General features: G+C 66.4%; 21 protein-coding genes. 6 read left to right on the top strand and 15 right to left on the bottom strand.

All coding sequences use genetic code 11. The features are described from left to right. Positions 1-178 precede the first annotated feature (178 nt). Together F6X59_RS02800 and F6X59_RS02795 are read left to right on the top strand one after the other, a co-directional pair. A complete protein-coding gene (locus F6X59_RS02800; protein ID WP_152954340.1) occupies positions 179-1,162 on the top strand; it encodes a flavin reductase in 984 nt (327 codons plus the stop codon). Next, complete coding sequence (locus F6X59_RS02795) at positions 1,159-2,493, top strand: MFS transporter (protein WP_152954339.1); 1,335 nt, start codon at positions 1,159-1,161, stop codon at positions 2,491-2,493. The genes F6X59_RS02800 and F6X59_RS02795 overlap by 4 nt, the downstream gene beginning before the upstream one ends. Here the strand turns inward: F6X59_RS02795 and F6X59_RS02790 are convergent. Genes F6X59_RS02790 through F6X59_RS02775 form a run of 4 tightly spaced genes read right to left on the bottom strand, consistent with a single transcriptional unit; the run spans position 2,472 to position 4,839 of the window. Next, entirely contained in the window at positions 2,472-2,939 is a 468-nt protein-coding gene (locus tag F6X59_RS02790; protein WP_152954337.1) for a DoxX family protein, read from the bottom strand. The genes F6X59_RS02795 and F6X59_RS02790 overlap by 22 nt on opposite strands. A gap of 10 nt (positions 2,940-2,949) precedes the next feature. Next, entirely contained in the window at positions 2,950-3,705 is a 756-nt protein-coding gene (locus F6X59_RS02785; RefSeq protein WP_152954335.1) for a DNA-binding domain-containing protein, read from the bottom strand. Further along, positions 3,702-4,535, bottom strand: a complete 834-nt coding sequence (locus F6X59_RS02780; protein WP_152954333.1) for a DUF692 domain-containing protein — start codon at positions 4,533-4,535, stop codon at positions 3,702-3,704. The genes F6X59_RS02785 and F6X59_RS02780 overlap by 4 nt, the downstream gene beginning before the upstream one ends. 16 nt (positions 4,536-4,551) lie before the next feature. After that, a complete protein-coding gene (locus F6X59_RS02775; RefSeq protein WP_152954331.1) occupies positions 4,552-4,839 on the bottom strand; it encodes a DUF2282 domain-containing protein in 288 nt (95 codons plus the stop codon). Between the two features lie 171 nt (positions 4,840-5,010). On the opposite strand from F6X59_RS02775, the gene F6X59_RS02770 reads away from it, so the two are divergent. Together F6X59_RS02770 and F6X59_RS02765 are read left to right on the top strand one after the other, a co-directional pair. Further along, positions 5,011-5,598 (top strand): sigma-70 family RNA polymerase sigma factor, encoded by a 588-nt coding sequence (locus tag F6X59_RS02770; RefSeq protein WP_152954329.1) that lies wholly within the window; start codon positions 5,011-5,013, stop codon positions 5,596-5,598. Next, complete coding sequence (locus F6X59_RS02765) at positions 5,585-6,226, top strand: DUF1109 domain-containing protein (RefSeq protein WP_152954327.1); 642 nt, start codon at positions 5,585-5,587, stop codon at positions 6,224-6,226. The genes F6X59_RS02770 and F6X59_RS02765 overlap by 14 nt, the downstream gene beginning before the upstream one ends. A gap of 6 nt (positions 6,227-6,232) precedes the next feature. On the opposite strand, the gene F6X59_RS02760 is transcribed toward F6X59_RS02765, so the two are convergent. From F6X59_RS02760 to F6X59_RS02750, 3 genes are read right to left on the bottom strand one after another with little or no spacing between them, the layout of a single operon-like run. Then, positions 6,233-7,048, bottom strand: coding sequence for a helix-turn-helix transcriptional regulator (locus tag F6X59_RS02760; RefSeq protein ID WP_152954325.1), 816 nt, complete (start codon positions 7,046-7,048; stop codon positions 6,233-6,235). Positions 7,049-7,101: 53 nt separating this feature from the next. Next, positions 7,102-8,520 carry an aminotransferase gene (locus F6X59_RS02755; RefSeq protein ID WP_152954324.1) on the bottom strand — a complete coding sequence of 473 codons (1,419 nt, stop codon included), beginning with the start codon at positions 8,518-8,520 and terminating at the stop codon, positions 7,102-7,104. Between the two features lie 36 nt (positions 8,521-8,556). Further along, complete coding sequence (locus F6X59_RS02750) at positions 8,557-9,660, bottom strand: polyamine ABC transporter substrate-binding protein (RefSeq protein WP_152954322.1); 1,104 nt, start codon at positions 9,658-9,660, stop codon at positions 8,557-8,559. Between the two features lie 230 nt (positions 9,661-9,890). On the opposite strand from F6X59_RS02750, the gene F6X59_RS02745 reads away from it, so the two are divergent. Continuing rightward, complete coding sequence (locus F6X59_RS02745) at positions 9,891-11,282, top strand: FAD-dependent oxidoreductase (protein WP_152954319.1); 1,392 nt, start codon at positions 9,891-9,893, stop codon at positions 11,280-11,282. 143 nt (positions 11,283-11,425) lie between these two features. Here the strand turns inward: F6X59_RS02745 and F6X59_RS02740 are convergent, their stop codons facing one another. Genes F6X59_RS02740 through F6X59_RS02720 form a run of 5 tightly spaced genes read right to left on the bottom strand, consistent with a single transcriptional unit; the run spans position 11,426 to position 17,217 of the window. Continuing rightward, complete coding sequence (locus F6X59_RS02740; protein WP_152954317.1) at positions 11,426-12,130, bottom strand: NAD(P)H-dependent oxidoreductase; 705 nt, start codon at positions 12,128-12,130, stop codon at positions 11,426-11,428. A 9-nt stretch (positions 12,131-12,139) separates the two neighbouring features. Then, positions 12,140-13,774, bottom strand: a complete 1,635-nt coding sequence (locus F6X59_RS02735) for an ABC transporter ATP-binding protein (RefSeq protein ID WP_178120024.1) — start codon at positions 13,772-13,774, stop codon at positions 12,140-12,142. Between the two features lie 2 nt (positions 13,775-13,776). Beyond that, positions 13,777-14,604, bottom strand: coding sequence for an ABC transporter permease (locus F6X59_RS02730; RefSeq protein ID WP_152954315.1), 828 nt, complete (start codon positions 14,602-14,604; stop codon positions 13,777-13,779). A 3-nt stretch (positions 14,605-14,607) separates the two neighbouring features. Then, positions 14,608-15,567 (bottom strand): ABC transporter permease, encoded by a 960-nt coding sequence (locus tag F6X59_RS02725; RefSeq protein ID WP_346653484.1) that lies wholly within the window; start codon positions 15,565-15,567, stop codon positions 14,608-14,610. 48 nt (positions 15,568-15,615) lie between these two features. Beyond that, positions 15,616-17,217 carry an ABC transporter substrate-binding protein gene (locus tag F6X59_RS02720; RefSeq protein WP_152954313.1) on the bottom strand — a complete coding sequence of 534 codons (1,602 nt, stop codon included), beginning with the start codon at positions 17,215-17,217 and terminating at the stop codon, positions 15,616-15,618. 187 nt (positions 17,218-17,404) lie between these two features. Here F6X59_RS02720 and F6X59_RS02715 point away from each other — a divergent pair, with 187 nt between their 5' ends. Further along, entirely contained in the window at positions 17,405-17,839 is a 435-nt protein-coding gene (locus F6X59_RS02715) for an Rrf2 family transcriptional regulator (RefSeq protein ID WP_079228574.1), read from the top strand. 112 nt (positions 17,840-17,951) lie between these two features. Here F6X59_RS02715 and F6X59_RS02710 read toward each other — a convergent pair whose 3' ends face one another. The 3 genes from F6X59_RS02710 to F6X59_RS02700 are packed head-to-tail and all read right to left on the bottom strand — an operon-like array spanning position 17,952 to position 22,187. Then, the gene (locus F6X59_RS02710; RefSeq protein ID WP_152954311.1) at positions 17,952-19,367 is read right to left on the bottom strand and encodes an aldehyde dehydrogenase family protein; all 1,416 of its coding nucleotides are present in this window, start codon (positions 19,365-19,367) and stop codon (positions 17,952-17,954) included. Next, complete coding sequence (locus tag F6X59_RS02705; RefSeq protein WP_152954309.1) at positions 19,360-20,550, bottom strand: pyridoxal phosphate-dependent aminotransferase; 1,191 nt, start codon at positions 20,548-20,550, stop codon at positions 19,360-19,362. Before F6X59_RS02705 ends, F6X59_RS02710 begins: the two co-directional genes overlap by 8 nt. A gap of 29 nt (positions 20,551-20,579) precedes the next feature. Further along, a complete protein-coding gene (locus F6X59_RS02700) occupies positions 20,580-22,187 on the bottom strand; it encodes a 5-guanidino-2-oxopentanoate decarboxylase (RefSeq protein ID WP_152954307.1) in 1,608 nt (535 codons plus the stop codon).

Below are 22,187 nucleotides of genomic sequence, written 5' to 3'. Positions count from 1 at the left end.
CTCCTCTGGCTGTTGACTGCGCCCGATGCGCATGGCGCCACACTAGCCATGGCGCGGGGGCTGCGCCTCGTCCGATCGGACCAGAATCGAGCAACTGCGTTAGTCCGTTGAGACGATGCCCGGCAAGGCCTGCAGGCCAATACTGGGCGCACAAAAGCCACCCCGCATGAGGCCAGCCATGGCAACCCCACAGATCGGTTTCGACCCCCAGGCCTTCCGCGCCGCACTTGGCACCTTCACCACCGGTGTCACCATCATCACCTCCCAGGGCGAAGACGGCGCGCCCGTGGGCATTACCGCCAACAGCTTCAACTCGGTGTCGCTGAACCCGCCACTGGTGTTGTGGAGCCTGTCCAAGCAGGCGCGCAGCCTGCCGGCGTTCAGCAACGGCAAGCACTGGAACGTGCATGTGTTGTCGATCGGGCAAGAGAAGCTGTCTGGCCGCTTCGCCACCCAGGGCGAGGACAAGTTCGCCGAAGTCGAGCTCGACAACGGCATCAGCGATGCCCCGCTGCTGCAGGACTGCACCGCGCGCTTCCAGTGCCGCACCGCCTTCCAGTATGAAGGCGGCGACCATGTGATCTTCGTTGGCGAGGTGCTGGCCTTCGACCACAGCGACCGCGCACCGCTGGCCTTCCAGAGCGGCCAGTACGCCCTGGCCACGCGCAAGCCGCGCAGCGAGCTGCGCCTGGCCACCACGCCGCCGCCACCGGAATGCAGCTATACCGAAGACCTGCTCGGCTACCTGCTCGGCCGCGGCCACTACCAGGTGCTCAACCAGTTGCGCCAACTGCTCAGCAACCAGCAACTGGATGAACAGGCGTTCTTCGTGCTGGCGGTGCTGTCGATCCGCGACAACCTGACCTTGGGCGAACTCAACACCTTCGTCAGCTACACCGGCCACGTGGTCACCCTGGCCGGCATGCGCTTCCTCGAACGCCAGGGCCTGGTGGCCATCGAAGGCGATGCTGCACAGTTGCGCTTCGTGCTGACCGCCAATGGCCGCGAGCTGTCGTTGCAGCAGGTGGCGCTGGCCAAGGTGGTGGAGGAAGACCTCATCGGCAAGCTCGGTGAGGCCGATGCCCAGGCGCTGAAGGTGTTGCTCAAGCGCCTGATCGTGGTCAGCGACCCCGGCCTGCCGGACCTGTGGGCACCGCGATGAGCAGCGCCACGCCTACCCTGCCGCCCACCACGGTCGGCTGGCGCAGCCATGGCCTGCTGCTGTTGCTGGCGGCCGTGTTCGCCGACAACTTCGTCGGCCGGCAAATCCTGGCGGTGATGTTCGAGCCGATCAAGGCCGAGTTCCAGGTCGGTGACAGCGCGCTGGGCCTGATCTCGGGCCTGGCCTTCGCGGCCGTCTATGCCCTGCTCGGCTTGCCGGCCGGGCGCCTGGTCGACCGCCTGCCACGGCTGCGCCTGCTGGCGCTGGCCTGCCTGCTGTGGGCGCTGGCCACCATGAGCTGCGGGCTGGCGGGCAGTTTCGTGGTGCTGGCCCTGGCGCGCATGCTGGTGGCGGTGAGCGAAGCGCCGACCACCTCGGCATCGCTGTCGCTGATTGCCGACCTGTACCCGCCGCAGCGGCGCTCGTTTGCTATCAGCTGCTTCACCGCCGCACCGACCTTTTCGTCGATCATCGGCCTGAGCATCGGCGCCTGGGTAGTCGAGCAATATGGCTGGCGCACGGCGTTCATCGCCCTCGGGCTGCCGGCCCTGGCCTTTGCCGTCATCCTTGGGCTGCTGGTGCGCGAACCGGCGCGTGGCCGCTGGGACCTGAATGCCCATCCAGCACCGGCGCCGCGCCTCGGCCTTGGCGCCGAAGCCCGCGCACTGTGGGCGCTGGCGCCGTACCGCTGGCTGATCCTCGCGGGCGGGCTGACCACCCTGGGCTCGTATGCCGTGGCCATGTGGAACACCAGCTTCCTGGTGCGCTCCCATGGCCTGTCACTGCGCGATGCCGGCATGCTCGCTGGCGTGGTCTGCGGCAGCGCTGCCGGCGTTGGCGGGCTGTTCAGCGGCTGGCTGAGCGACCGCCTGGCCCACCGGGGCGCGCACTGGCAATTGTCACTGCCGATACTGGGCCACCTGGCGGCACTCTCGGCACTGGCCAGCTACCTGCTGTGGCCCAGCGAGCGGCTGATGTACCTGGGCGCCTTGCCGGTACCGGTGGCCATGCTGTGGTGTGCGCTGTACAGCTTCTTTGCCGTGTGGTGGGTGGCGCCGTCGTACAACCTGGTCACGCAACTGGTGGCGCCACAACAGCGCGGCACGGCCATGGCCCTGCAGACCATCGTCAGCACCCTGCTGGGCGTGGGGGCCGGCCCGCTGCTGACGGGCCTGCTCAGCGACCTGCTGCAACCCGTGTTCCGCATGCAGTCGCTGCGCTACGCGCTGTTGCTGGTGAGCCTGCCGGTGCTCGGGGCGGTGCTGCTGTTGCTGCGCACGTCCCTGCATGTGCAGGCCGATGTCAGCGATCAGCGCACTTTCAGCAGGTGATCCAGGGACAACCTGCCCGCCCCTCGCGCAATCAACAGCAGGAGCAGGCCTGCCCAGGTCAGGTGGGTGGGCCATGCATCGGGGTAGACGAACACTTCGATCACCGTGGTCATGCCCAGCAACGCCAGGGCCGACAGGCGGGTCATCAGGCCCAGCACCAGCAGCAGCGAGAACAGGTGCTCGGAATAGGTGGCCAGGTGTGCCGCCAGCCAGGGGGAAATCAACGGCAGCGCGTATTCGGTGCGAAACAGCTCATAGGTGCCCGGCGTGATGGTCAGCAAGCCTTCGACCTTGGTGCGCCCGGAAAGGAAGAACACCGAGGCAATGCCGAAGCGCGCAACCAGACACAAGACGCTGTCGCCCAGAAGCTGTTGCAGGGTATCGGCCAGCCGGTTCCAGGCGTGCCGCAGGTTGCTGGTCAAGGGCGTGGGGTGGACGTGGTCCATGGTGGTTTCCTCAGGGAAAGCTCAGCGGACAGAAGACCTGTGCAGCGATCAGGCGGCCGAGCAGGTCGCCGAAGTCCAGGTCCGGTTGGGTGTGTTGGGCAAACTGTGAGGCCTGCTCCAGGGGCTGCCCGGCTGCGCAGGCCTGCAGGAACGCGCAGCCACCCTGCTCCAGCGACTGGTGAGCAACGCCCTCGGGGCCGCCGACGAACAACACCCCTTCGCCGGCCCACGGCAGTTCGTCTGCCCACTCCAGCTGCTCGCGGCCGCAGCGCCAGAGGCGGTAGGCTGGATGCGCCTCACACCAGTGCCAGCGGGCATTGCTGCGGGGGTACAGGACGCTGCGTGCCAGGTCGCTGGCCGTCATGCCCGCCAGTTCGGTCAGGTCGAGGCAAGGCGCATCCAGCGCGCTGAAGGCCTCGTTCCAGCAGGCATCCAGCCGCGCAACGTCGGCCAGGTACGGCACACCGTGTTGGGCCTGCGCCTGCTCGATAAAGTCGGCGAAGGCCGCGCCGTAATGGATCAGCCGGGGATCGTCGGGCGGCGCTTGCCGGGCATAGGCCGCTGCGGCAGCCTCCATCCATTCGCGCCCGACCAGGGTCAGGACGCTGGGGAAATTGGCACACAGCGCTTCCACGCAGCCGGCCATGACCGTGTTGCGGTACACCGCGAACGCCGGTTGTTCGGTGAGCGCCGCCAGCCCTGGTGCCGGGCGCCCCTGCAATGCGGCGCAGAAGGCGTCCTGGAACTGGCTCAAGGTGAGGTTCATGGCTGCACTCCAAGGCTATCAAGGGTCGCCTGGGCGATGGCCCGTTCGCCGAGCAGTTCATTGAACGGCGGGACATTGCCATCACGCTCGACCAGCGTCGGGCGCGGGCCGATGCGGGCGATCAGGCGCCGGTAAAGCGCCCAGACCGGCTCGGCGACACCCGCATCGTGCGAGTCGACCAACAGGCTGCCTTGTGCGTCGTGGCTGTAACCGGCCAGGTGAACTTCGCTGATCGCCTGTGCCGGAAAGCGGTCCAGGTAATCGCTGGCACTGAAACCCAGGTTGTGCGCACTGACGTACACGTTGTTGACGTCCAGCAGCAGCCCGCAACCGGTACGCCGGGCCAGTTCGGCAAGGAAGTCGATTTCGTCCCAGTCATGCCCATCCAGCTGCAGGTAATGGCTGGGGTTCTCGATCGAAATCCGCCGCCCCAGCGCTTCCTGGCTGCGCTGGATGTTGCGGCTGATGCGGGCCAGGGCCTCACTGCTGCGCGGGAACGGCAGCAGGTCGGGGTGATAGGCGCCGCGCCAGGTCGACCAGGCCAGGTGCTCGGACACCAGCACCGGCCTGACCTGGTCGATCAGCGTGCGCAAACGCTGCAGGTGCTGCGGGTCCGGGTCGGCATCGGCCGCCAGCGACAGCGCCACGCCGTGCAGCGACAGCGGGTGGTGCTCGGCGATGCGCAACAGCCAGGCAAGGCGCGGGCCGCCGACCATGTAGTTCTCCGGGTGAACTTCGAACCAGAGCCCTTCGGCGCGGCACGCGAGCGCCTGGTCAAAGTGCTCGGCCTTGAGCCCGACCCCGGCGCCCAGTGCTGCATTCCCGTTCATGGTCGGCCTCCCCTGCTCAGGCCTTGGTCGGCGTCAGCGAACCCATGCCGTTCGGGGTCTTGATCGAAGTGCAGGTGCCGGCCGGGACGTTCTTCCAGTGCATGCCGTCGTAATCCTTCTTGGCAGAACCGGCGCAGGTGGTGCCGGCACCTGCCTTGCAGTCGTTCTTGCCGGCCATGGCGACGCCATAGCACTTTTCCATGGCGGCGCCGCTGCCGGCCGGCTGGGTGGGGGTGGCTGCCAGGGCGGCGCTTGCCAGCGACGCGAGGGCCAGGGCAGCGGTGGCGAGGGCTAAGGTTTTCATGCTGATGTCTCCAGGGTGGGTGGCCGTGGCACTTTTACCGGCGGCTCATGGAGTAGTTCGTGGCGTGCGCCGATCCGGTTACAGCCCTGGAAAAATTTTTCGCTCAAGTGGCTGCAGCGACCTAAGGTTTCACTCACAGAAAATGCACCCAGGGTGTAACCCAGGCGGCCCATGCAGCGAACTGACTCACAGGCAGTATTTGATGCGCGCGAAGCCCAGCTGCAAGCCTTGCTGCTGGCCGGGCTGGCGGGCGACGCGCAGGCCTACCGGGCCTTCCTCGCCGCCCTGGCGCTGCATATCCGGGCGTTTCTACGACGGCGCCTGGCCAGCCGCCCGGCCGAGATCGAGGACCTGCTGCAGGAGGTGCTGCTGGCGGTGCACAACGCACGGCATACTTATCAGGCACAACAGCCGCTGACCGCCTGGGTGCAGGCGATCGCCCGCTACAAGCTGGTCGACTACCTGCGCAGCAGGGCCCGCTTTGATGCCCATAACGCGCCACTGGATGACGACGCCGAGCTGTTCGCCAGCAGCGATGCCGAGCCGGCCGAAGCCAGCCGCGACCTGGCCAGGCTGCTGCAACAGCTGCCCGAGCGCCAGCGGTTGCCGATCGTCCATGTCAAGTTGCAGGGGCTGTCGGTGGAAGAAACCGCGCAACTGACCGGGCTTTCCAGCTCAGCGGTCAAGGTGGGCATACACCGCGGCCTGAAGGCACTGGCCAGGTTGATTGGAGGTAAGAGCGACAATGAAGACCGATGACCTGATCACCCTGCTGGCCGCAGGCGAAGGCCCGGTGCAGCGCAACGCCACCGGCCGGCGCCTGGGGCTGGCCGTGCTGCTTGGCGGCCTGGCGGCCGTGCTGATGACCTTGGCCATTTACGGCGTACGCAGCGACCTGGCCGAGGTGGCGCGCACGCCGCTGTTCTGGGCCAAGGTGGCGTTGCCCAGCAGCCTGGCGGTGCTCGGGCTGTGGCTGACCAGCCGGCTGGCCACACCTGGCGTGCGCGGTGGCCTGGCCTGGGGGCTGCTGGGCCTGCCCTTGCTGCTGCTGTGGCTGGGCGCAGCGCTGAGCCTGGCCGGCGCCCCGCTGGATGCACGCGCCGACCTGCTGTTGGGCCGTACCTGGCGCACCTGCGCGCTGAACATCACCTTGCTGTCGCTGCCAGGGCTGGTCAGCGTGTTCTGGGCCTTGCGCGGCCTGGCCCCGACCCGTTTGCGCCAGGCTGGAGCCGCTGGCGGCCTGCTGGCCGGGTCGACGGCGACCTTGGCCTACTGCCTGCACTGCCCGGAGATGGGCGTGCCGTTCTGGGGCCTGTGGTACGTGCTTGGCATGCTGCTGCCGACCGCGCTCGGCGCGTGGCTGGGCCCGCGCCTGCTGCGCTGGTGACGCCTGTCAGATCCGCCGCAACCAGCCGATGAACTGGGCGAACAGCTCCGATTGCGAGTTGATGTCCAGCTTCAGGTAGAGGTTCTTGCGGTGCATCCGCACGGTCTCGGGTGAAATCCCCAGTTCATGGGCCGTGGATTTCACCGAGTGCCCCTGCAACACCATCTGCGCCACTTGCCGCTCGCGCTCGGTCAGTACCCCGCAACCAAAGCTGTCGAACGCGGCCTGCACGCTCCCTTTCGCTTCTGGCTGCTGCTCCAGGCCATGCCGGGCAAAGCGCATCAGCAGCTCGCGCACCATCGGTTCCACCGCCTGCAACAGGTGCAGTTGCTCCACACCCAGGCGCGCACCGCTGCAGCCCTGGAACAGGCTCAGGGAAATCTTGCTGTCGTTGCCCAGGTCGACGATGAAATAGCTGTCCTCGCTGCAGCCGGTGCCCAGGTAGTAGGTCTTGTAGTAGTCGCTGTCGAAAAAGTTGTCCGGGGCGATGTCTTCCAGGTGGTAGAAACCCTGCGCCAGGCCCTTCTGCACCGCCAGGCAGAACGGGTCGAGCAGGTAGCCCGCGGCGAAATAGCGCTCCAGCACCGCCTCGTGGTAGCGGGCCGGGATGCCCTGCTGATACAGCAGCTGCGGCGGCTGGCCCTTGCGTTCGAGGCTGATCAGCATCGACTCGGCCGCCACCAGCTGGCTGATGGCCGCCGCCAGCCAGGCCAGCGCGTCCGGGCCGTCGCTGTGGGCGAAGGCTTGTTGCAGGGCGCCGTGCCATTGCTGCAGGGCATGAAACGGCAGGTTTATTGTGGTGTTTTCGTGTGCTCGGCTCATGCCCCGCAGTCTACCGGCCGGGGCACGCGCGTGCATCTTTGGCAGAAGGTCGATCATTGGCCGTGGTACAGGCCCTGCTCGGTCAGCTCCTGCGCCGCTTCGAGAATGCAGCTGCGCAGCGTGTCGACGATCTCGTCGACCTGGGCGTGGGTGATGATCAGCGGCGGCGACATCACGTTCAGGTGCATGATCGGGCGCACCAGCAGCCCCTTGGCCTGGGCCCGCACGTGGATGCGCTCGCCGATGTTCACCGCGTCGGGGAACAGCGCCTTGGTCTGCTTGTTGGCGACGAATTCGACACAGGCCATCAGCTTCATGCAGCGCACCTGGCCGACCAGCGGCAGTGCAGCCAGGGTCTGCAGGCGCTGCTCCAGGTAGCTGCCGACAGCGTTGACGTGGGCCAGCAGGTTTTCCCGCTCGATGATCTCGATGTTCTTCAGCGCCGCCACGCAGCACACCGGGTGGCCGCTGTAGGTGAAACCGTGGGTGAAGCAGCGGCCCTTGCCCGGCTCGGCGATGACCTTCCAGATGCGTTCGGAGAAGATGCACGCGCCCAGTGGCAGGTAGGCCGAGGTCAGGCCCTTGGCGGTGGTGATGATGTCCGGGGTGACGCCGAACAGCGCTTCGGAGGCGAAGAAGGTGCCCAGGCGGCCGAACGAGGTGACCACTTCGTCAGCGACAAAGAGGATGTCGTAGGTCTGGCACACCTGCCACATGCGCTGGAAGTAGCCCTCGGGCGGGATGATCACCCCGCCCGAACCCATGATCGGTTCGGCGAAGAAAGCCGCGACGTTGTCCGCGCCCAGGGAGAGGATCTTGTCTTCGAACTCGGCCACCAGGAAGTCGAGGAACTCGGCCTCGTCCATGTCGTCCGCCGCCCGGTAGAAGTTGGGGTTGGAGACGTGGTGGATCAGCTCGTGGGCGTAGTCGAACTCCGGCACCCGGTCGGCGGCCTTGTTGCCGATCGACATGGTCAGGCAGGTCGAGCCGTGGTAGGCGTTGTAGCGGGCGATCACATGCTTCTTGTGCGGCTTGCCGCGGCAGTTCTGGTAGTACTGGATCAGCCGGTAGGCGGTGTCCACGGCGGTGGAGCCGCCGGTGGTGAGGAACACATGGTCGAGGTCGCCGGGCGCCAGGCTCGCGAGCTTCTGGCACAGTTCGATGGCTTTCGGGTTGGCCATGTCCGAGAACGGGTTGGAATAGGCCAGCTGGCGCACCTGGTCGGCGATGGCCAAAGCCATTTCTTCGCGGCCCAGGCCGATGTTGGTGCACCACATGCCGCCGACGGCGTCGAGGAAGCGGTTGCCCTGGGTGTCGTGGATGTAGGCCCCATCACCGGCCTGGATGTTCAGCGCGCCCTGCTCGGCATGCTCGTCGAACATGTGGTAGCCGTGCATGTAGTGGGCTTTGTCGGCTTTCACCAGCTGATCGTTGTGCGGGGTGGCGGCCAAGGGGCGAGTCGGGGTAGCCATAAGCAATTCCTTGTCGGATCGGTACGGTGAAAGGAGTCAGATGCCGGTCTTGACCGTGCTCCAGACCCGGGTGATGGCGCGCATGGCCTGCGGGTCCTGGGACTTCTGGGTGAACAACCGCTCACGGGTCTGCTCGTCGGGGTAGATGGCCGGGTCGTTGCGGATATCGGCCTGCACCAGCGGCGTGGCGGCCGCGTTGCTGTTGGCGTAGTGGATGTAGTTGGTCACCTCGGCCATGGTCTTGGGCTGCAGCAGGTATTCGATGAAGCGGTGGGCGTTGGCCACGTGGGGCGCATCGTTGGGCAGGTAGAGGCTGTCGAACCAGATCAGCGAGCCTTCCTTGGGAATGAAGAACGCCAGGTTGATGTCCTTCTTCGCCTCCACCGCGCGGGCCTGGGCGGTGGCGTAGTCGCCGGACCAGGTCAGGGCCATGCACACGTCACCGTTGGGCAGGCTGGTGAGGTAGTTCACCGAGTCGAATTTCTTGATGTAGGGGCGGATGCCCATGAGCACGTCCTGGGCGGCCTTGAGGTCGGCCGGTTTGGCGCTCTGCGGGTCTTTGCCGAGGTACTTGAGGGCCAGCGGGATGACTTCGCTGGGCGCGTCCATCACGGTCACGCCGCAGTCGGCGAAGCGCGAGACGATCTTCGGGTCGAACAGCATGGCCAGCGAGCCGATGGGCGCGTCGGGCATGCGCTGCTTGATCTTGTCGACGTTGTAGGTGATGCCGGAGCTGCCCCAGGTGTAGGGCGCCGAGTAGACCATGCCGGGGTCGAAGGCTTGCAGGCTCTGCACCACCTGCGGGTCGAGGTTGGCCCAGCTGGGCAGCTTGCTCTTGTCCAGCGGCTGGAACACCCCGGCCTTGATCAGCGGTGGCACCAGCGAGCCATTGAGCATCACCAGGTCGTAGCCGGAGCGGCCGGTGAGCAGTTTGGTCTGGACCGTCTCGTAGCCGTCGAAGGTGTCGTAGATCACCTTGATACCGGTTTGTTTTTCAAAATCGGCGAGGGTGTTTTCGCCGATGTAGTCGGTCCAGTTGTACAACCTGAGCGTATTGCTGGTGTCTGGTTCGCTGGCCAGGGCGGCCGTGGCGGAACAACACATCAGCAGACTGGAAATCACCTTCAATGCCTTGCGCATAGCAACTCCATCGTGTGATCAGGATCGGCTCGGGTGAGCGGATGGAGCCACTATCGGGGGGATTGGGCCACGGGGCCATAACCCGAATGGGTGGGGTCGCGCATAAATAGCCTGAACTTATATATCCATACGTTAAATCGATTTTATTTATGCACAGTGCACTGCAAGGATGCGTGACACAGGGCGCACCTTGCTCGGCGCCCTTTTCGGTCCCTTTCTGGAGAAGCACGATGCGCCCTTTCTGGCTGGAACAAGCCCTGAACAATCAGCCCGATGAACCCTGCCCGCCCCTGCGCCAGGACACCCGCGCCGATGTCTGCATTGTCGGCGGCGGCTACACCGGCCTGTGGACCGCCATCATGCTCAAGGAACAGTACCCCGAACTCGATGTGGTCATCGTCGAAGCGGACATCTGCGGCGCGGGGGCCAGTGGGCGCAACGGCGGTTGTGCGCTGTCCTGGTCGGCGAAGTTCTTTACCTTGGAGCGTTTGTTCGGGCTCGAAGAGGCCGTGCGCCTGGTCAAGGCGTCGGAGCAGAGCATTTATGCGATCGGCGACTTCTGCGAAAAGTACGGCGTGGATGCCGACTACCGTCTGGACGGCACGCTGTACACCTCGACCAGCCAGGCCCAGGTCGGCTCCACCGACGCGGTAGTCGCCGCGCTGGAGCGCCATGGCATCAACACCTTCAGCAAACGCCCGCTCGCCGACGTGCAACGGATGGCGGGCTCGGCCCAACACCTGGAAGGCTGGTACTCGCCCGCAGCGGCCAGCGTACAACCGGCCAAGCTGGTGCGTGGCCTGCGCCGCGTGGCACTGGGGCTGGGCGTGCGCATCCATGAAGGCACGCCGATGGTCGGCCTGGACGAAGGGCAGCCAGCCACGGTCATCACACCCCACGGCAAAGTCACCTGCGCCAATGGGGTGCTGGCGATCAATGCCTGGATGGCCCGGACCTTCCCACAGTTCTCGCGTTCGGTGGCGATTGTCTCAAGCGACATGATCATCACCGAGCCTCGCCCGGACCTGCTGGAACGCATCGGCCTGACCAGCGGCGTGACCGTGCTCGACTCGCGGATCTTCGTTCACTACTACCACAACACCCCGGACGGACGGCTCATGCTGGGCAAAGGGGGCAATACCTTCGCCTTCGGCGGGCGCATGCTGCCGGTATTCGACCAGCCATCACCCTATGCGAACCTGCTGCGCGATTCGTTGGAAAAGTTCTTCCCGGCATTCACCGGCGTCGATATCGCGGCAACCTGGAACGGCCCTTCGGATCGTTCGGTCACCGGCTTGCCGTTCTTCGGCCGCATGGGCGCCAAGGGCAATATCTTCTATGGTTTCGGGTATTCCGGCAGTGGTGTGGGCCCGTGCCACATGGGCGGTCAGATCCTGTCCTCGCTGGTGCTGGGGCTGGACAACCCCTGGACCCGCTCGCCATTGCTCGACGGCCCGCTCGGGCATTTCCCACCGGAACCCATCCGTTACCTGGGGTCATTGATGGTACGCAATGCCATTCGCCGCAAGGAGCGTGCCGAGGACCTTGGCCGGCGCCCTCGCCGGCTGGATGTTCAGTTGGCCAAGTTTGCTGCTGCGGCCGGCAAGGCGGACAAGGCGTGAGTGCTCGAGCCCCCGGGGCTGCTTTGCAGCCCATCGCCGGCAAGCGCGGCTCCCACCTTGATCGGCGTACGCAGGACCTGTGGGAGCCGCGCTTGCCGGCGATGGGCCGCAAAGCGGCCCCGACAATCCAAGCTGCTCTATGATCAGCGCGGCAGTGGATACAGCGCTTCATCAAACTGATCCAGGCGCGGGAAATTCAGCGGCAGGTCATCCGACAGGTGCTGCAGGCGCTGTTCGTAACTGTGCAGGAACGCCTGGCGCGCCTCGTCGCTGATATACGGCACATGCCAGGCCACGAACGGTTCCAGCACCTCGAAACCGACATAGGCCAGGGTGCCGCGCAGAATCGGCCGCAGCATGTCCTCCAGCGGCCCGTGGATCGCGCCCTCGCCGAACATGTGCTCACGCCCGCCCAGGGTCACGGTCACCAGCGCGCGCTTGCCGGCCAGACCACCCTGGTCGTAGAAACGCTTGCCGCCATAGCACACCCCTGACACCAGCACGCGGTCGATCCAGCCCTTGAGCATTGCCGGCGCCGAGAACCAGAAGATCGGGAAGTTCAGCACCAGCAGGTCGGCCCACAGCAGCTTGTCCAGCTCTTGCTGTATATCCGGCGCGATGGAGCCGCTCTTCACGCCCAGACGCTGCTCCAGCGCATACACCAGGTATTCCGGGTTTTCCCGATGGCTGAAGTCGTCTGCGCTGGCCACCGGGTTCCAGCCCATGGCGTACAGGTCGCTGACTTGCACCTCATGGCCCTGGGCGCGGAAGGTTGCTGCCGCTTGGTCACGCAGGGCGGCGGTGAAGGACTGAGGCTCGGGGTGAGCGTGAACGATCAACACTTTCATGGACAATCCTCAAACAGTTGCCAAAGGGGAATGGGAGTTGCGCGACGCCAGCAGGCGGTCGAGCCAGTCGGGGTCCATCTCGGGTTCGCAGGAGAACAGCAGCCCGGTGTAGTCACGGTGCGGCGGCTGGAAGATCGCCTCGCGGCTGCCGTGGTCGACCACCCGCCCGCGCTGCATTACCAGCACCTCGTCGGCGATCGCGCGCACGGTGGCCACGTCGTGGGTGATGAACAGGTAGGCCACGCCCAGCTCGCGCTGGATACGGTCGAGCAGTTTCAGCACGCCTTCGGCGACCAGCTGGTCGAGGGCCGAGGTCACTTCGTCGCAGATGATCAGCTGCGGCTCGGCAGCCAGGGCACGAGCGATGCAGATCCGCTGCTTCTGCCCGCCCGACAGCTCGCGCGGCAGGCGGTCCATGTACTTGGCCGGCTCCAGGTCGATCATCCGCAGCAGTTCGGCGACCCGCTCGCGCAGCGCCTTGCCCTTGAGGCCCAGGTAGAAGCTCAGTGGCCGGCCGATGATGTCGACGATGCGCTGCCTGGGGTTGAGCGCGGTGTCGGGGATCTGATAGATCATCTGGATGCGCCGCAGCTGCTCCTTGCTGCGCTGGCGGTAGTCGGCCGGCAAGGCCTCGCCGTCATACAGCACCTGGCCCGAAGTTGGCGGCAACAGGCCGCTGATCAGGCGCGCGGTGGTGCTCTTGCCGCTGCCCGACTCGCCGATGACCGCAAGGGTCTGGCCGCGATAGAGCTTCAGCGACACATCGTGCAGCACCGGTTGCTGGCCATAGCGGGCGTCGGCGTTGCGCACTTCCAACAAGGGCTTTTCATTGCCTGGGCAGGCCTTGGCCGTGGTGTGGAAGTTGCGCACCGCCCACAGCGACTGGGTGTAGGCCTGCTGCGGGGCACTGAGCATGTTGCGCGTTTGCGCCTCCTCCACCAGGCTGCCGTGGCGCAGCACCATGATGCGGTCGGCCATCTGCGCCACCACCGCCAGGTCATGGCTGATGTACAGCGCGGCGCTGCCGAAGGTCTTCACCGCGTCGCGGATCGCCGCCAGCACCTCGATCTGGGTGGTGACGTCCAGCGCCGTGGTCGGCTCGTCGAAGATGATCAGGTCCGGGTGACAGGCCATGGCCATGGCCGTCATCACCCGCTGCAACTGGCCGCCGGAGAGCTGGTGCGGGTAACGCTGGCCGATGTGTTCAGGGTCGGGCAGGCGCAGGATGCGGTACAGCTCCACCGCCTCGGCCTCGGCCTTGGCGCGGTCGATGCCACCATTGGTCACCGCGGTTTCCACATGCTGGTCGATCAGCCGGTGCGCCGGGTTGAACGAGGCGGCAGCGCTCTGCGCCACATAGGCGATGCGCAGGCCACGCAGCTTGCGCAGGGTTTCGGCGCTGCAATCGAGCAGCTGGATGCCATCGAAGCACACGCTGCCGCCGGTGATCCGGCAGCCGTCGCGCACATAGCCCATCGCGGCCAGGCCCAGGGTCGACTTGCCGGCACCGGACTCGCCGATCAGGCCCAGTACCTCGCCGCGCTTAAGGGTCAGGTCGATGCCCTTGATCAGCGGGTGCCAGGCGTCGTCATGCTGGCCTTCGATGCGTAGGCCACGGATTTCCAGCAAGGTATCGGGGTTCATGCTCAGCACTCCTTCAGGCCACTGGACAGGTGCAGCACCCAGTCGACGACAAAGTTCACGCTCACCGTGATCAACGCCACCGCCAGTGCCGGAAGCAGCGGGCTGATGTCGCCGAAGGTGATCAGCACCGCGTTGTCGCGCACCATGCTGCCCCAGTCGGCGGTCGGCGGCTGGATGCCGAGGCCGAGGAACGACAAGGCGCTGATGAACAGGAAGACGAAACAGAAGCGCAGGCCGAACTCGGCAATCAGCGGCGCCGCAGCGTTGGGCAGCACTTCGCGGGTGGCCAGCCACCACAGCCCTTCGCCGCGCAAGCGCGCAGCCTCGACGAAGTCCTGCACCACCACGTTCATCGCCACCGCCCGCGACAGGCGGAACACCCGTGTGGCGTCGAGCAGGGCAATCACCAGCACCAGCGAGGTGGCCGTGGTGCCGACCACGCTGAGGATCAGCAAGGCGAAGATCAGCTGCGGGATGGCCATCAGGATGTCCACCAGGCGCGACAGGCCCTGGTCGATCCAGCCGCCCTTGATGGCCGCGACCAGGCCACACAGGCCGCCCAGCAGGAACGCCAGGCTGGTGGTCAGGAAGGCGATACCGAGGGTGTTGCGGGCTCCGAACAGCAGGCGGCTCAAGGTGTCGCGGCCAAGGTTGTCGGTGCCCAGCAGGAACTGCGGGCTCCACGGCGCGAAGCCCTCGCCGACTACCTGGGTTTCGCCATACGGCGCCAGCAGCGGTGCGAACAGCGCCACCACGGTGTAGGCAACAATCACCAGCAGGCCGAATTTGGCGCTCAGGGGCGCACGCAGCACAGGTGTGATCAGGCTCATGGTCTACCCCTTCGGATGCATCAGGCGTGGGTTGCTGGCAATCGACAGCACGTCGGCGCCGGTATTGAGCAGGATGTAGGTGCCGGCGAAGATCAGGCTGCAGGCCTGCACCACCGGGATGTCGCGCTTGGCCACCGAGTCGACCAGCAACTGGCCGAGCCCCGGGTAGACGAACACCACTTCCACCACCACTACACCCACCACCAGGTACGCCAGGTTCAGCGCCACCACGTTGACGATCGGCGCCAGGGCATTTGGCAAGGCATGCCGGAAGATCACCCGCGCCGGCGACACGCCCTTGAGCCGGGCCATTTCGATGTAGGGGCTGGCCAGCAGGTTGATCAGAGAGGCGCGGGTCATGCGCATCATCTGTGCGATCACCACCAGGCTCAGGGTCGCCACCGGTAGCACCGAGACTTCCAGCACCTCGCCCAGCGAGGCATCTGCAGGCAGGCTGGAGATACCCGGCAGCCATTCGAGCTTTACCGCGAACACCAGGATCAGCAGGTAGGCGACGAAGAACTCGGGGAACGACACGGCGCTCAAGGCGCCGGTGTTGAGCAGGCGGTCGAACCAGCTGTTGCGGTACAACGCCGCGAGCATGCCCAGCAGCAACGCCGTTGGCACCGAGAACAGCGCCGCCAGCAGGGCCAGGCTGAAGGTGTTGCCCAGCCGCGTGCCAACCAGTTCGATGATCGGCCGCTGGTTGGCCAGCGATACGCCCAAATCACCGTGCAGCAGGCGCCACGCCCAGTGCACGAAACGCTGCACCGGCGACAGGTCCAGCCCCAGCTGGGCGCGCAGGGCCGCCACGGTTTCCGGGGTGGCCGACTGGCCGAGCATGGCCTGGGCGATGTCGCCTGGCAGCAGGCTGACTGCCAGGAAGATCACCACCGAGACCGCAAACAGCGACAACAGGCCCAGGGCCAGCCGCTGCACAAGCAGTTTGCCAAGATTGTTCACCGTACCATTCCTCTACTGGATGCCTCGACTGGATGCAGGGTCAGCGGCTCAGGCTTGCCACCAGCGCTCGATCACCCGCAGGCCATCCAGCTCGCCATAGGGCGCCGTGAGCGGGCCATGGGCCACGCGGCTGGAGCGAGCGGCAACGGAGCTGGCGAACAGCGGCACGATCGCCCCGCCTTCATCGCGGCACAGCGCCTGCATTTCGTTGTACATCTCGCGGCGCAGCGGCTCGTTCATCTCGCCACGGGCGGCGTTGAGCAACTGGTTGAAGCGCGGGTTGTCCCAGTGAGTCTCGTTCCACGCCGCACCCTTGGCGTAGCCGATGCTGAACATCCGGTCGGCGGTGAGGCTGGAGTACCAGAACGAGGTGGTGAACGGCTGCTTCATCCACACGTTGGTGAAGAAACCATCGGCCGGTTCGCGCACCACGTCGATGTCGATCCCGGCCTGACGCGCCTGCTCCTTGAACAGCACCGAGGCATCCACCGCACCGCTGTAGGCGGCATCGGAGGCCTGCAGGCGCACCTTGAGGCTGTCCATGCCGGCCTGGCGCAGGAAGAAGCGCGCCTTGTCCGGGTCGTAGACGCGCTGCTCCAGCGCCGGGTTGATGAAGCGGTTGGCCGGCTGCAGCGGGTGGTCGTTGCCGACCTGGCCGTAGCCGTAGAGCACCGAGGCCAGCAGGGTCTCGCGGTTGATCGCGTGCTTGAGGGCCATGCGCACGTTGTTGTCGCGGAACTGCTCGCTGTCGGTGAGCATCGGGAAGGTGTAGTGCTGGGCGCCCTTGGTTTCCTCGATCACCAGCTTCGGGTTGCGCTTGAGCAAGGCTACGGTCTTGAGGTCGACCTTGTTGATCACATCGACCTTGCCGGTGACCAGGGCGTTGACCCGCGCGGCGCCGTCGGCGATGGCGATCAGCTCGGCGCTGGCGAAGTGCGCCCTGCCCGGCTTCCAGTAGTCCGGGCTGCGCTCCAGGTCCATGCGCACGCCCGGCTCGAAGCCCTTGATGCGATAGCCGCCAGTGCCGACGCCGGCCTGCCAGTCGGCCAGGCCGTCCTTGGCGGGCATGATCACCAGGTGGTAGTCGGCGACCACGTAGGCGAAGTCGGCGTTGCCCGAATGCAGCTTGAACACCACGGTGTCGGGGGCGCTGGCGTGGATCTTGGCGACATCGCCCAGTACGGTCTTGGCCGCGGAGGTGGACTTGTCGCCCAGGTGGTGCTGGATCGAGGCCACCACGTCATCGGCATTCAGGGTCTTGCCGTTGTGGAAGGTCACGCCCTGACGCAAGGTGAAGGTCCACACCTTGGCGTCGGGGCTCGATTCCCAGCGCTCGGCCAGCTCCGGGATGGCGGTGCCTTCCACGGAAATTTCGGTGAGCGTGTTGTACACCGCCGAGAAGCCGATGAAGGTGAAGGTGTCGACCCACGAGCCTGGGTCCTTGGAATCGGTGGTGCTGCCCCCGGCCAGGCCCAGGCGCAAGGTGCCGCCCGGCTTTGGCGTGGCCTCTTCGGCATGACCAGGCAGCGGCAGGCCTAGGGAAAACGCCCCGGCGATGGCCGCAGCGGCCGCGCTGTACTTGAGGAAATCCCGGCGCGGCAGGCTGCCGTCGAGAATGGCGTGAGGATTGTTCTTGTTGTTATCGCTCATGGCATTTGCCCCTGTTGAACCGCAAGAAATTGTTGTTCGGTCAAAGCGGATTGCGTAGAAGCTGTTTACAATTTGTAATTGTTACCGTAACAAATACATTAGCGGCAGGACAAGCTGATTTCCAGCGCCCGATACCGGGCTTTTTCAGTCGTGTACCATTGACGTTTTCGCAGGGAGCCTTTGCCCCATGAGCCAGTCGACCCGACTCATCACCGCCTCGTACATCCTTTCGTTCGTGGCGGCCAATGCCCCGCAGAAGTTGCGCACCGAAACCATCGCCAAGTGGGTCAAGGTGCACCCGACCCGCGTGCGTTCGATGGTGTCGCAGATGGTCAAGGCCAATATCCTGACCTCGTACCGCGGCGCCCAGGGCGGCGTGACCCTGGCCCGCGCGCCGCAGGAAATCACCTTGCGCGAAGTGTATGACGCGGTGCAGGAAAGCTCGCTGATCGCCGAGAAGATCGACAACCCGTTTGCCGGGCTGGAAGACCACTGCAAGGTGTACGAAGTGTTCACCCGGCTGTTCGCGATGCTGGAGCAGAACATGCGCCTGGACCTGGGGGCGATCACGGCGGATCAGCTGTTCGTGGCGTTCGATACGCCGAAGGAACACACGGCCTGAACGCCAGCGCCTGCGGGGGTAACTGTCTTGCTCAATGTTTAAAACCTGACGCGCCCCCTGTGGGAGCGCGCCAGTTTTCAGAAGTTGTGCAACGCAGTTGCTTGCACACTTTTCAGAGCTGAATGGCCTTCACCTCGACAAACTCGTTCAGGCCCTCCTCCCCCCACTCGCGCCCATTGCCCGACTGCTTGTAACCGCCAAACGGTGCCTGGTAGTTGAACGCCCCGCCATTGACGAAGCATTGCCCCGCGCGCAGTTGGCGGCCCAGTTGCAGCGCCTTTTCGCGGCTACCGGCCCACACTGCGCTGGACAGCCCGAACGGCGAGTCGTTGGCCAAGGCAATGGCCTCGGCCTCGTCGGCATAAGGAATCAGGCACAGCACCGGCCCGAAGATTTCTTCCTGGGCGATGCGCATGCGGTTGTCGACGTCGGCGAAAAGCGTCGGCGGCACATAGAACCCGCGCTCGAAGCCCGCTGCGGTCGCCCCGCCACACAACAGCCGTGCGCCTTCTTCCTCGCCGACCCGGATGTATTCCTGCACCGTGCGCCGCTGCCCGGCCGAGCACATCGGCCCGAGGAAGCTGCGCGGGTCCTGCGGGTCGCCCATCACCAGGCTGCTGGCCTCGTCCACGGCGATGTCCAGGGCCTCGGCATAGCGCGAGGCCGGCAACAGCATGCGCGTCAGCGCCGTGCAGGTCTGCCCCGAGTTGATCATCACATCCTGCACGCCATGGCGCACCGCCGCCTCCAACGGTGCGTCGGCGGTGATCAGGAACGGCGACTTGCCGCCCAGCTCCAGGCACACCCGCTTCACCGACGGTGCTGCCGCCTGGGCAACCCGCACACCCGCGCCGGTGGACCCGGTGAACGAGACCATGTCCACCTGCGGGTGCCGTGCCAGCGCCTCGCCGACTTTCGACCCCGGCCCGCTGACCAGGTTGAACACCCCGGCCGGCAACCCGATGGCCTCGATCATTTCGGCCAGCAGGAAGGCATGCAGCGGGGTCTCCTGGCTCGGCTTGACCACTACCGTGCAACCTGCGGCCAAGGCTGGGGCGAGCTTGCCGATCAGCTGGTGCAGCGGGTAGTTCCAGGGGTTGATGAACGCGCACACGCCCACGGCCTCGCGGTACACGAGCGAGTTGCCGACTTCGCGCACCTCATCCATCAGGCCGGCCAGTTCGCTGTACTGCTCAAGCCCGACGATGGGCCCATCGACCTGCACCGGCCGGCACCACTGCACCGGCATGCCCAGCTCGGTGGTGATCACCGCGGCCATCTCGTCGGCCCGCGCCTTGAGCTGTTCGGCCAGGGCGCGAATGTACCCGGCGCGCACGCTGGACGGCGTGCGCGACCAGTCGGCGAACGCCTTTCGCGCCGCGTTGACGGCGCGTTCCACATCCGCTTCGTTACCTAGTGGCACCCTGCCGGCCACCGCCTCGCTGGCCGGGTCGATCACCTCGGCCATGCCCTGCCCCGCTGGCTGCTGCCAGCGACCATCGATAAACAGGCGGCTGTATTCATGCATTGCGTTGCGCCTCCATCAGTTCGCTGGCGCAGCGGGCAATGCGCCGGCAGGCTTCACGCAGCGGCTCGGCGCCGAGCACCAGGCCCAGGCGGATATGCCCGGCGGCACTCGGGCCGAAGGCTTCACCGGCCAGCACCGACACCCCGTGCTGGTCGAGCAGGCGGTCGGCGAAGGCTTGCGCGCTGAGGCCGGTCTCGCGGATATCGACCATTACGAACATGCCGCCATCGGGCTTGAGTGCCCGAATGCCCGGGCAGTCGGCAAGGCTTGCACACACCAGGTCACGGCGCTGGCGGTAGGCTTCGCGCATGCCGTCCAGTTCCGGCAACGGCTGCTCCAGCGCGGCCACCGCTGCATCCTGGATGAAGTCGGGCGAGCCATACAGCATGCACAGGGCAAGGTTTTCCAGGTGCCCGGACAACGCCGGCGAGCCGACCACCCAGCCGACCCGCCAGCCGGTCATGGCGTGGGACTTGGACAGGCTGTTCAGTGTCGCCGTGCGCTCGGCCATGCCCGGCAGGCTGGCCGGGCTGATGTGCTCGCCCTCGAACAGCAGCTCGCTGTACACCTCGTCGCTGATCAGCCACAGGTCATGGGCGATGCACAGTTCGGCCAGGGCCTGCCAGGTGCTGCGCGGCAAGCTGGCACCGGAGGGGTTGTGCGGGCTGTTCAGTGCCAGGGCACGAGTGCGCGGGGTGATCCGTGCGGCGACGTCTGCGGGCTGCACGCGAAAGCCATGCTCCGGGCGCACCGGCACCGGCACCACCTTGGCGCCGCAGGCACCGAACACCGCCTCGTAGGTGACATACATCGGCTCGGCGACGATCACTTCATCGCCCGGCTCCAGCACGCATTGGGCGACGCAGAACAGCGCGCACTGCGCCCCCGCCAGCACCGTCACCTGCTCGGCGGTGACCGCCTGGCCGCTGCGCTGCTGGTGGCGACGGGCGATGGCCTCGCGCAGGCTGCGCTTGCCGCGCACGTCGGCGTAATGGGTATTGCCGGCTTCGAGGCTGGCAACAGCGGCCTGAACGATTGGCGCCGGGGTGTCGAAGTCCGGGTCGCCGACCGACAGCAGCAGCACTTCGCGGCCCTGTTCGAGCATGGCCAGGGCGCGGTAGTGGATCTCCCAGGCGGCGGCGCCGTCGCCGGCAATCCGTTGGGTCAAAGAGGAAAATCGCATGGCTGGTTGTCCTGTTGTGCGGGGTGGGCTCAGCGCGCGCAGGCGTGCTTGAGCTCGATCAGGGTCACGCCGTTGCGGGCAAAGCCGCCGCGCAGGTCGCGTTGCAGTTCATCGAGGCTCTGCGGCTGCGCGACCGTACAGCCGAAGGCACGGGCCAGGCCGGCGAAGTCCGGGTTGCGCGGCAGTACGCCGATCGGTTCGATATCGAGGCCGAGCATGTCGTCGCGGATCTGCCCCAGCGCGTCGTTGTTCCACAGCAGCACCACCAGCGGGCGGTCCAGCTCCTCGACCGCGGTCGCCAGTTCCTGCGCGGTGTAGAGGAAACCACCGTCGCCCACCAGCACCAGGCCCGGGCGGTCGGCCGTGGCGAACATCGCGCCGATACCGGCCGGCAGGCCGTAACCGAGGGTGCCGTAGCCGGTGGGGTGCAGCCAGCTGCGCGGCGCCCGGCTGCTGAACACATAGTTACCGGTGTAGGCCAGTTGGGTCATGTCGGTGCTGATGAAGGCGTTGTCCGGCAGCTCGGCCGCGACCCGCTGCAGGATCGCCTGGTGAATGGCCTGCAGGGGGCCGTGGCTGGCCTGCACGGCATCGCGCAGGCGGGCTACTGCGGCGCTTGCCTGGGTCGCATCGCGCACGCCATCCGGCAGCTGTTCAAGCAGCCCCGCCAGGGTCTGCCGGGCATCACCGTGCAAGGCCAGCGCGCAGGGGTAGAAGTCGTTGAACTTGCGTGGGTCGATATCCACCCGCAGCAGTTCGCCGGTCAGCGGCAGGCGCTCACGCCAGAAGTCGGTGTCGGCCATCTCGGTGCCGACCGCCAGCACCACGTCGGCCTCGGCAATCAGCGCCCAGCCCGGTTCCACGCACAGCGTGGAGCCGGCGTTGAGCGGCGAGTCCAGCGGTGCCAGGCCCTTGCCGGCAACGCTGGTGAACAGCGGCGCCGCCAGGCGTGTGCTCAGCTGCTGCAGCTCGGCGCCCGCCTGCAGGGCGCCACCGCCGGCGATGATCATCGGGCGCTTGGCCGCCGCCAGCCTGGCCGCTGCCTGTTGCAGGCTGTCGAGGCTGGCCGGGCCGCGACCGGGGCGGCGCACCACGTCATGGCTCCAGTCCCGCGCCACCGGCGCAGCCAGCACATCCAGCGGCACCGAGATATGCACTGGGCGCGGGCGCTCACTGTCGAACACGGCATAGGCGCGGGCGATCAGTTCCGGCAGGTCCTCGGCCTTCAGCGCCACGGCCGAGAAGGCGGTGATCGGCGCAGTCATGGCGCGCTGGTCCTGGGTCTCGTGCAGGCAGCCCCAGCCTTTGCCCAGGCTGGCGGTGTGGTTGACGCTGGAAATCACCAGCAGCGGAATCGAGTCGGCGTAGGCCTGGCCGATGGCGGTGGCGGCGTTGGTCACGCCGGGGCCGGTGATGACAAAGCAGACGCCGGGTTTGCCGCTGACCCGGGCATAGCCGTCGGCCATGAAGCCGGCGCCCTGCTCGTGCCGGGTGAGCACGTGGCGAATGCCGCTGCCGGGCAAGCCGCGGTACAGCTCCAGGGTGTGCACGCCGGGGATGCCGAAGACGGTATCGACGCCGTAATTGGCCAGCAGGCGCACCAGCGCCTGGCCGCCTGTGAGTGTGGGGTTCGTCAT

Source organism: Pseudomonas sp. MN1F (genome assembly GCF_009391885.1).
GTDB lineage: Bacteria > Pseudomonadota > Gammaproteobacteria > Pseudomonadales > Pseudomonadaceae > Aquipseudomonas.
Note: the sequence above shows the minus strand (reverse complement) of the source record. Positions and strands in the feature narration are given on the sequence as shown.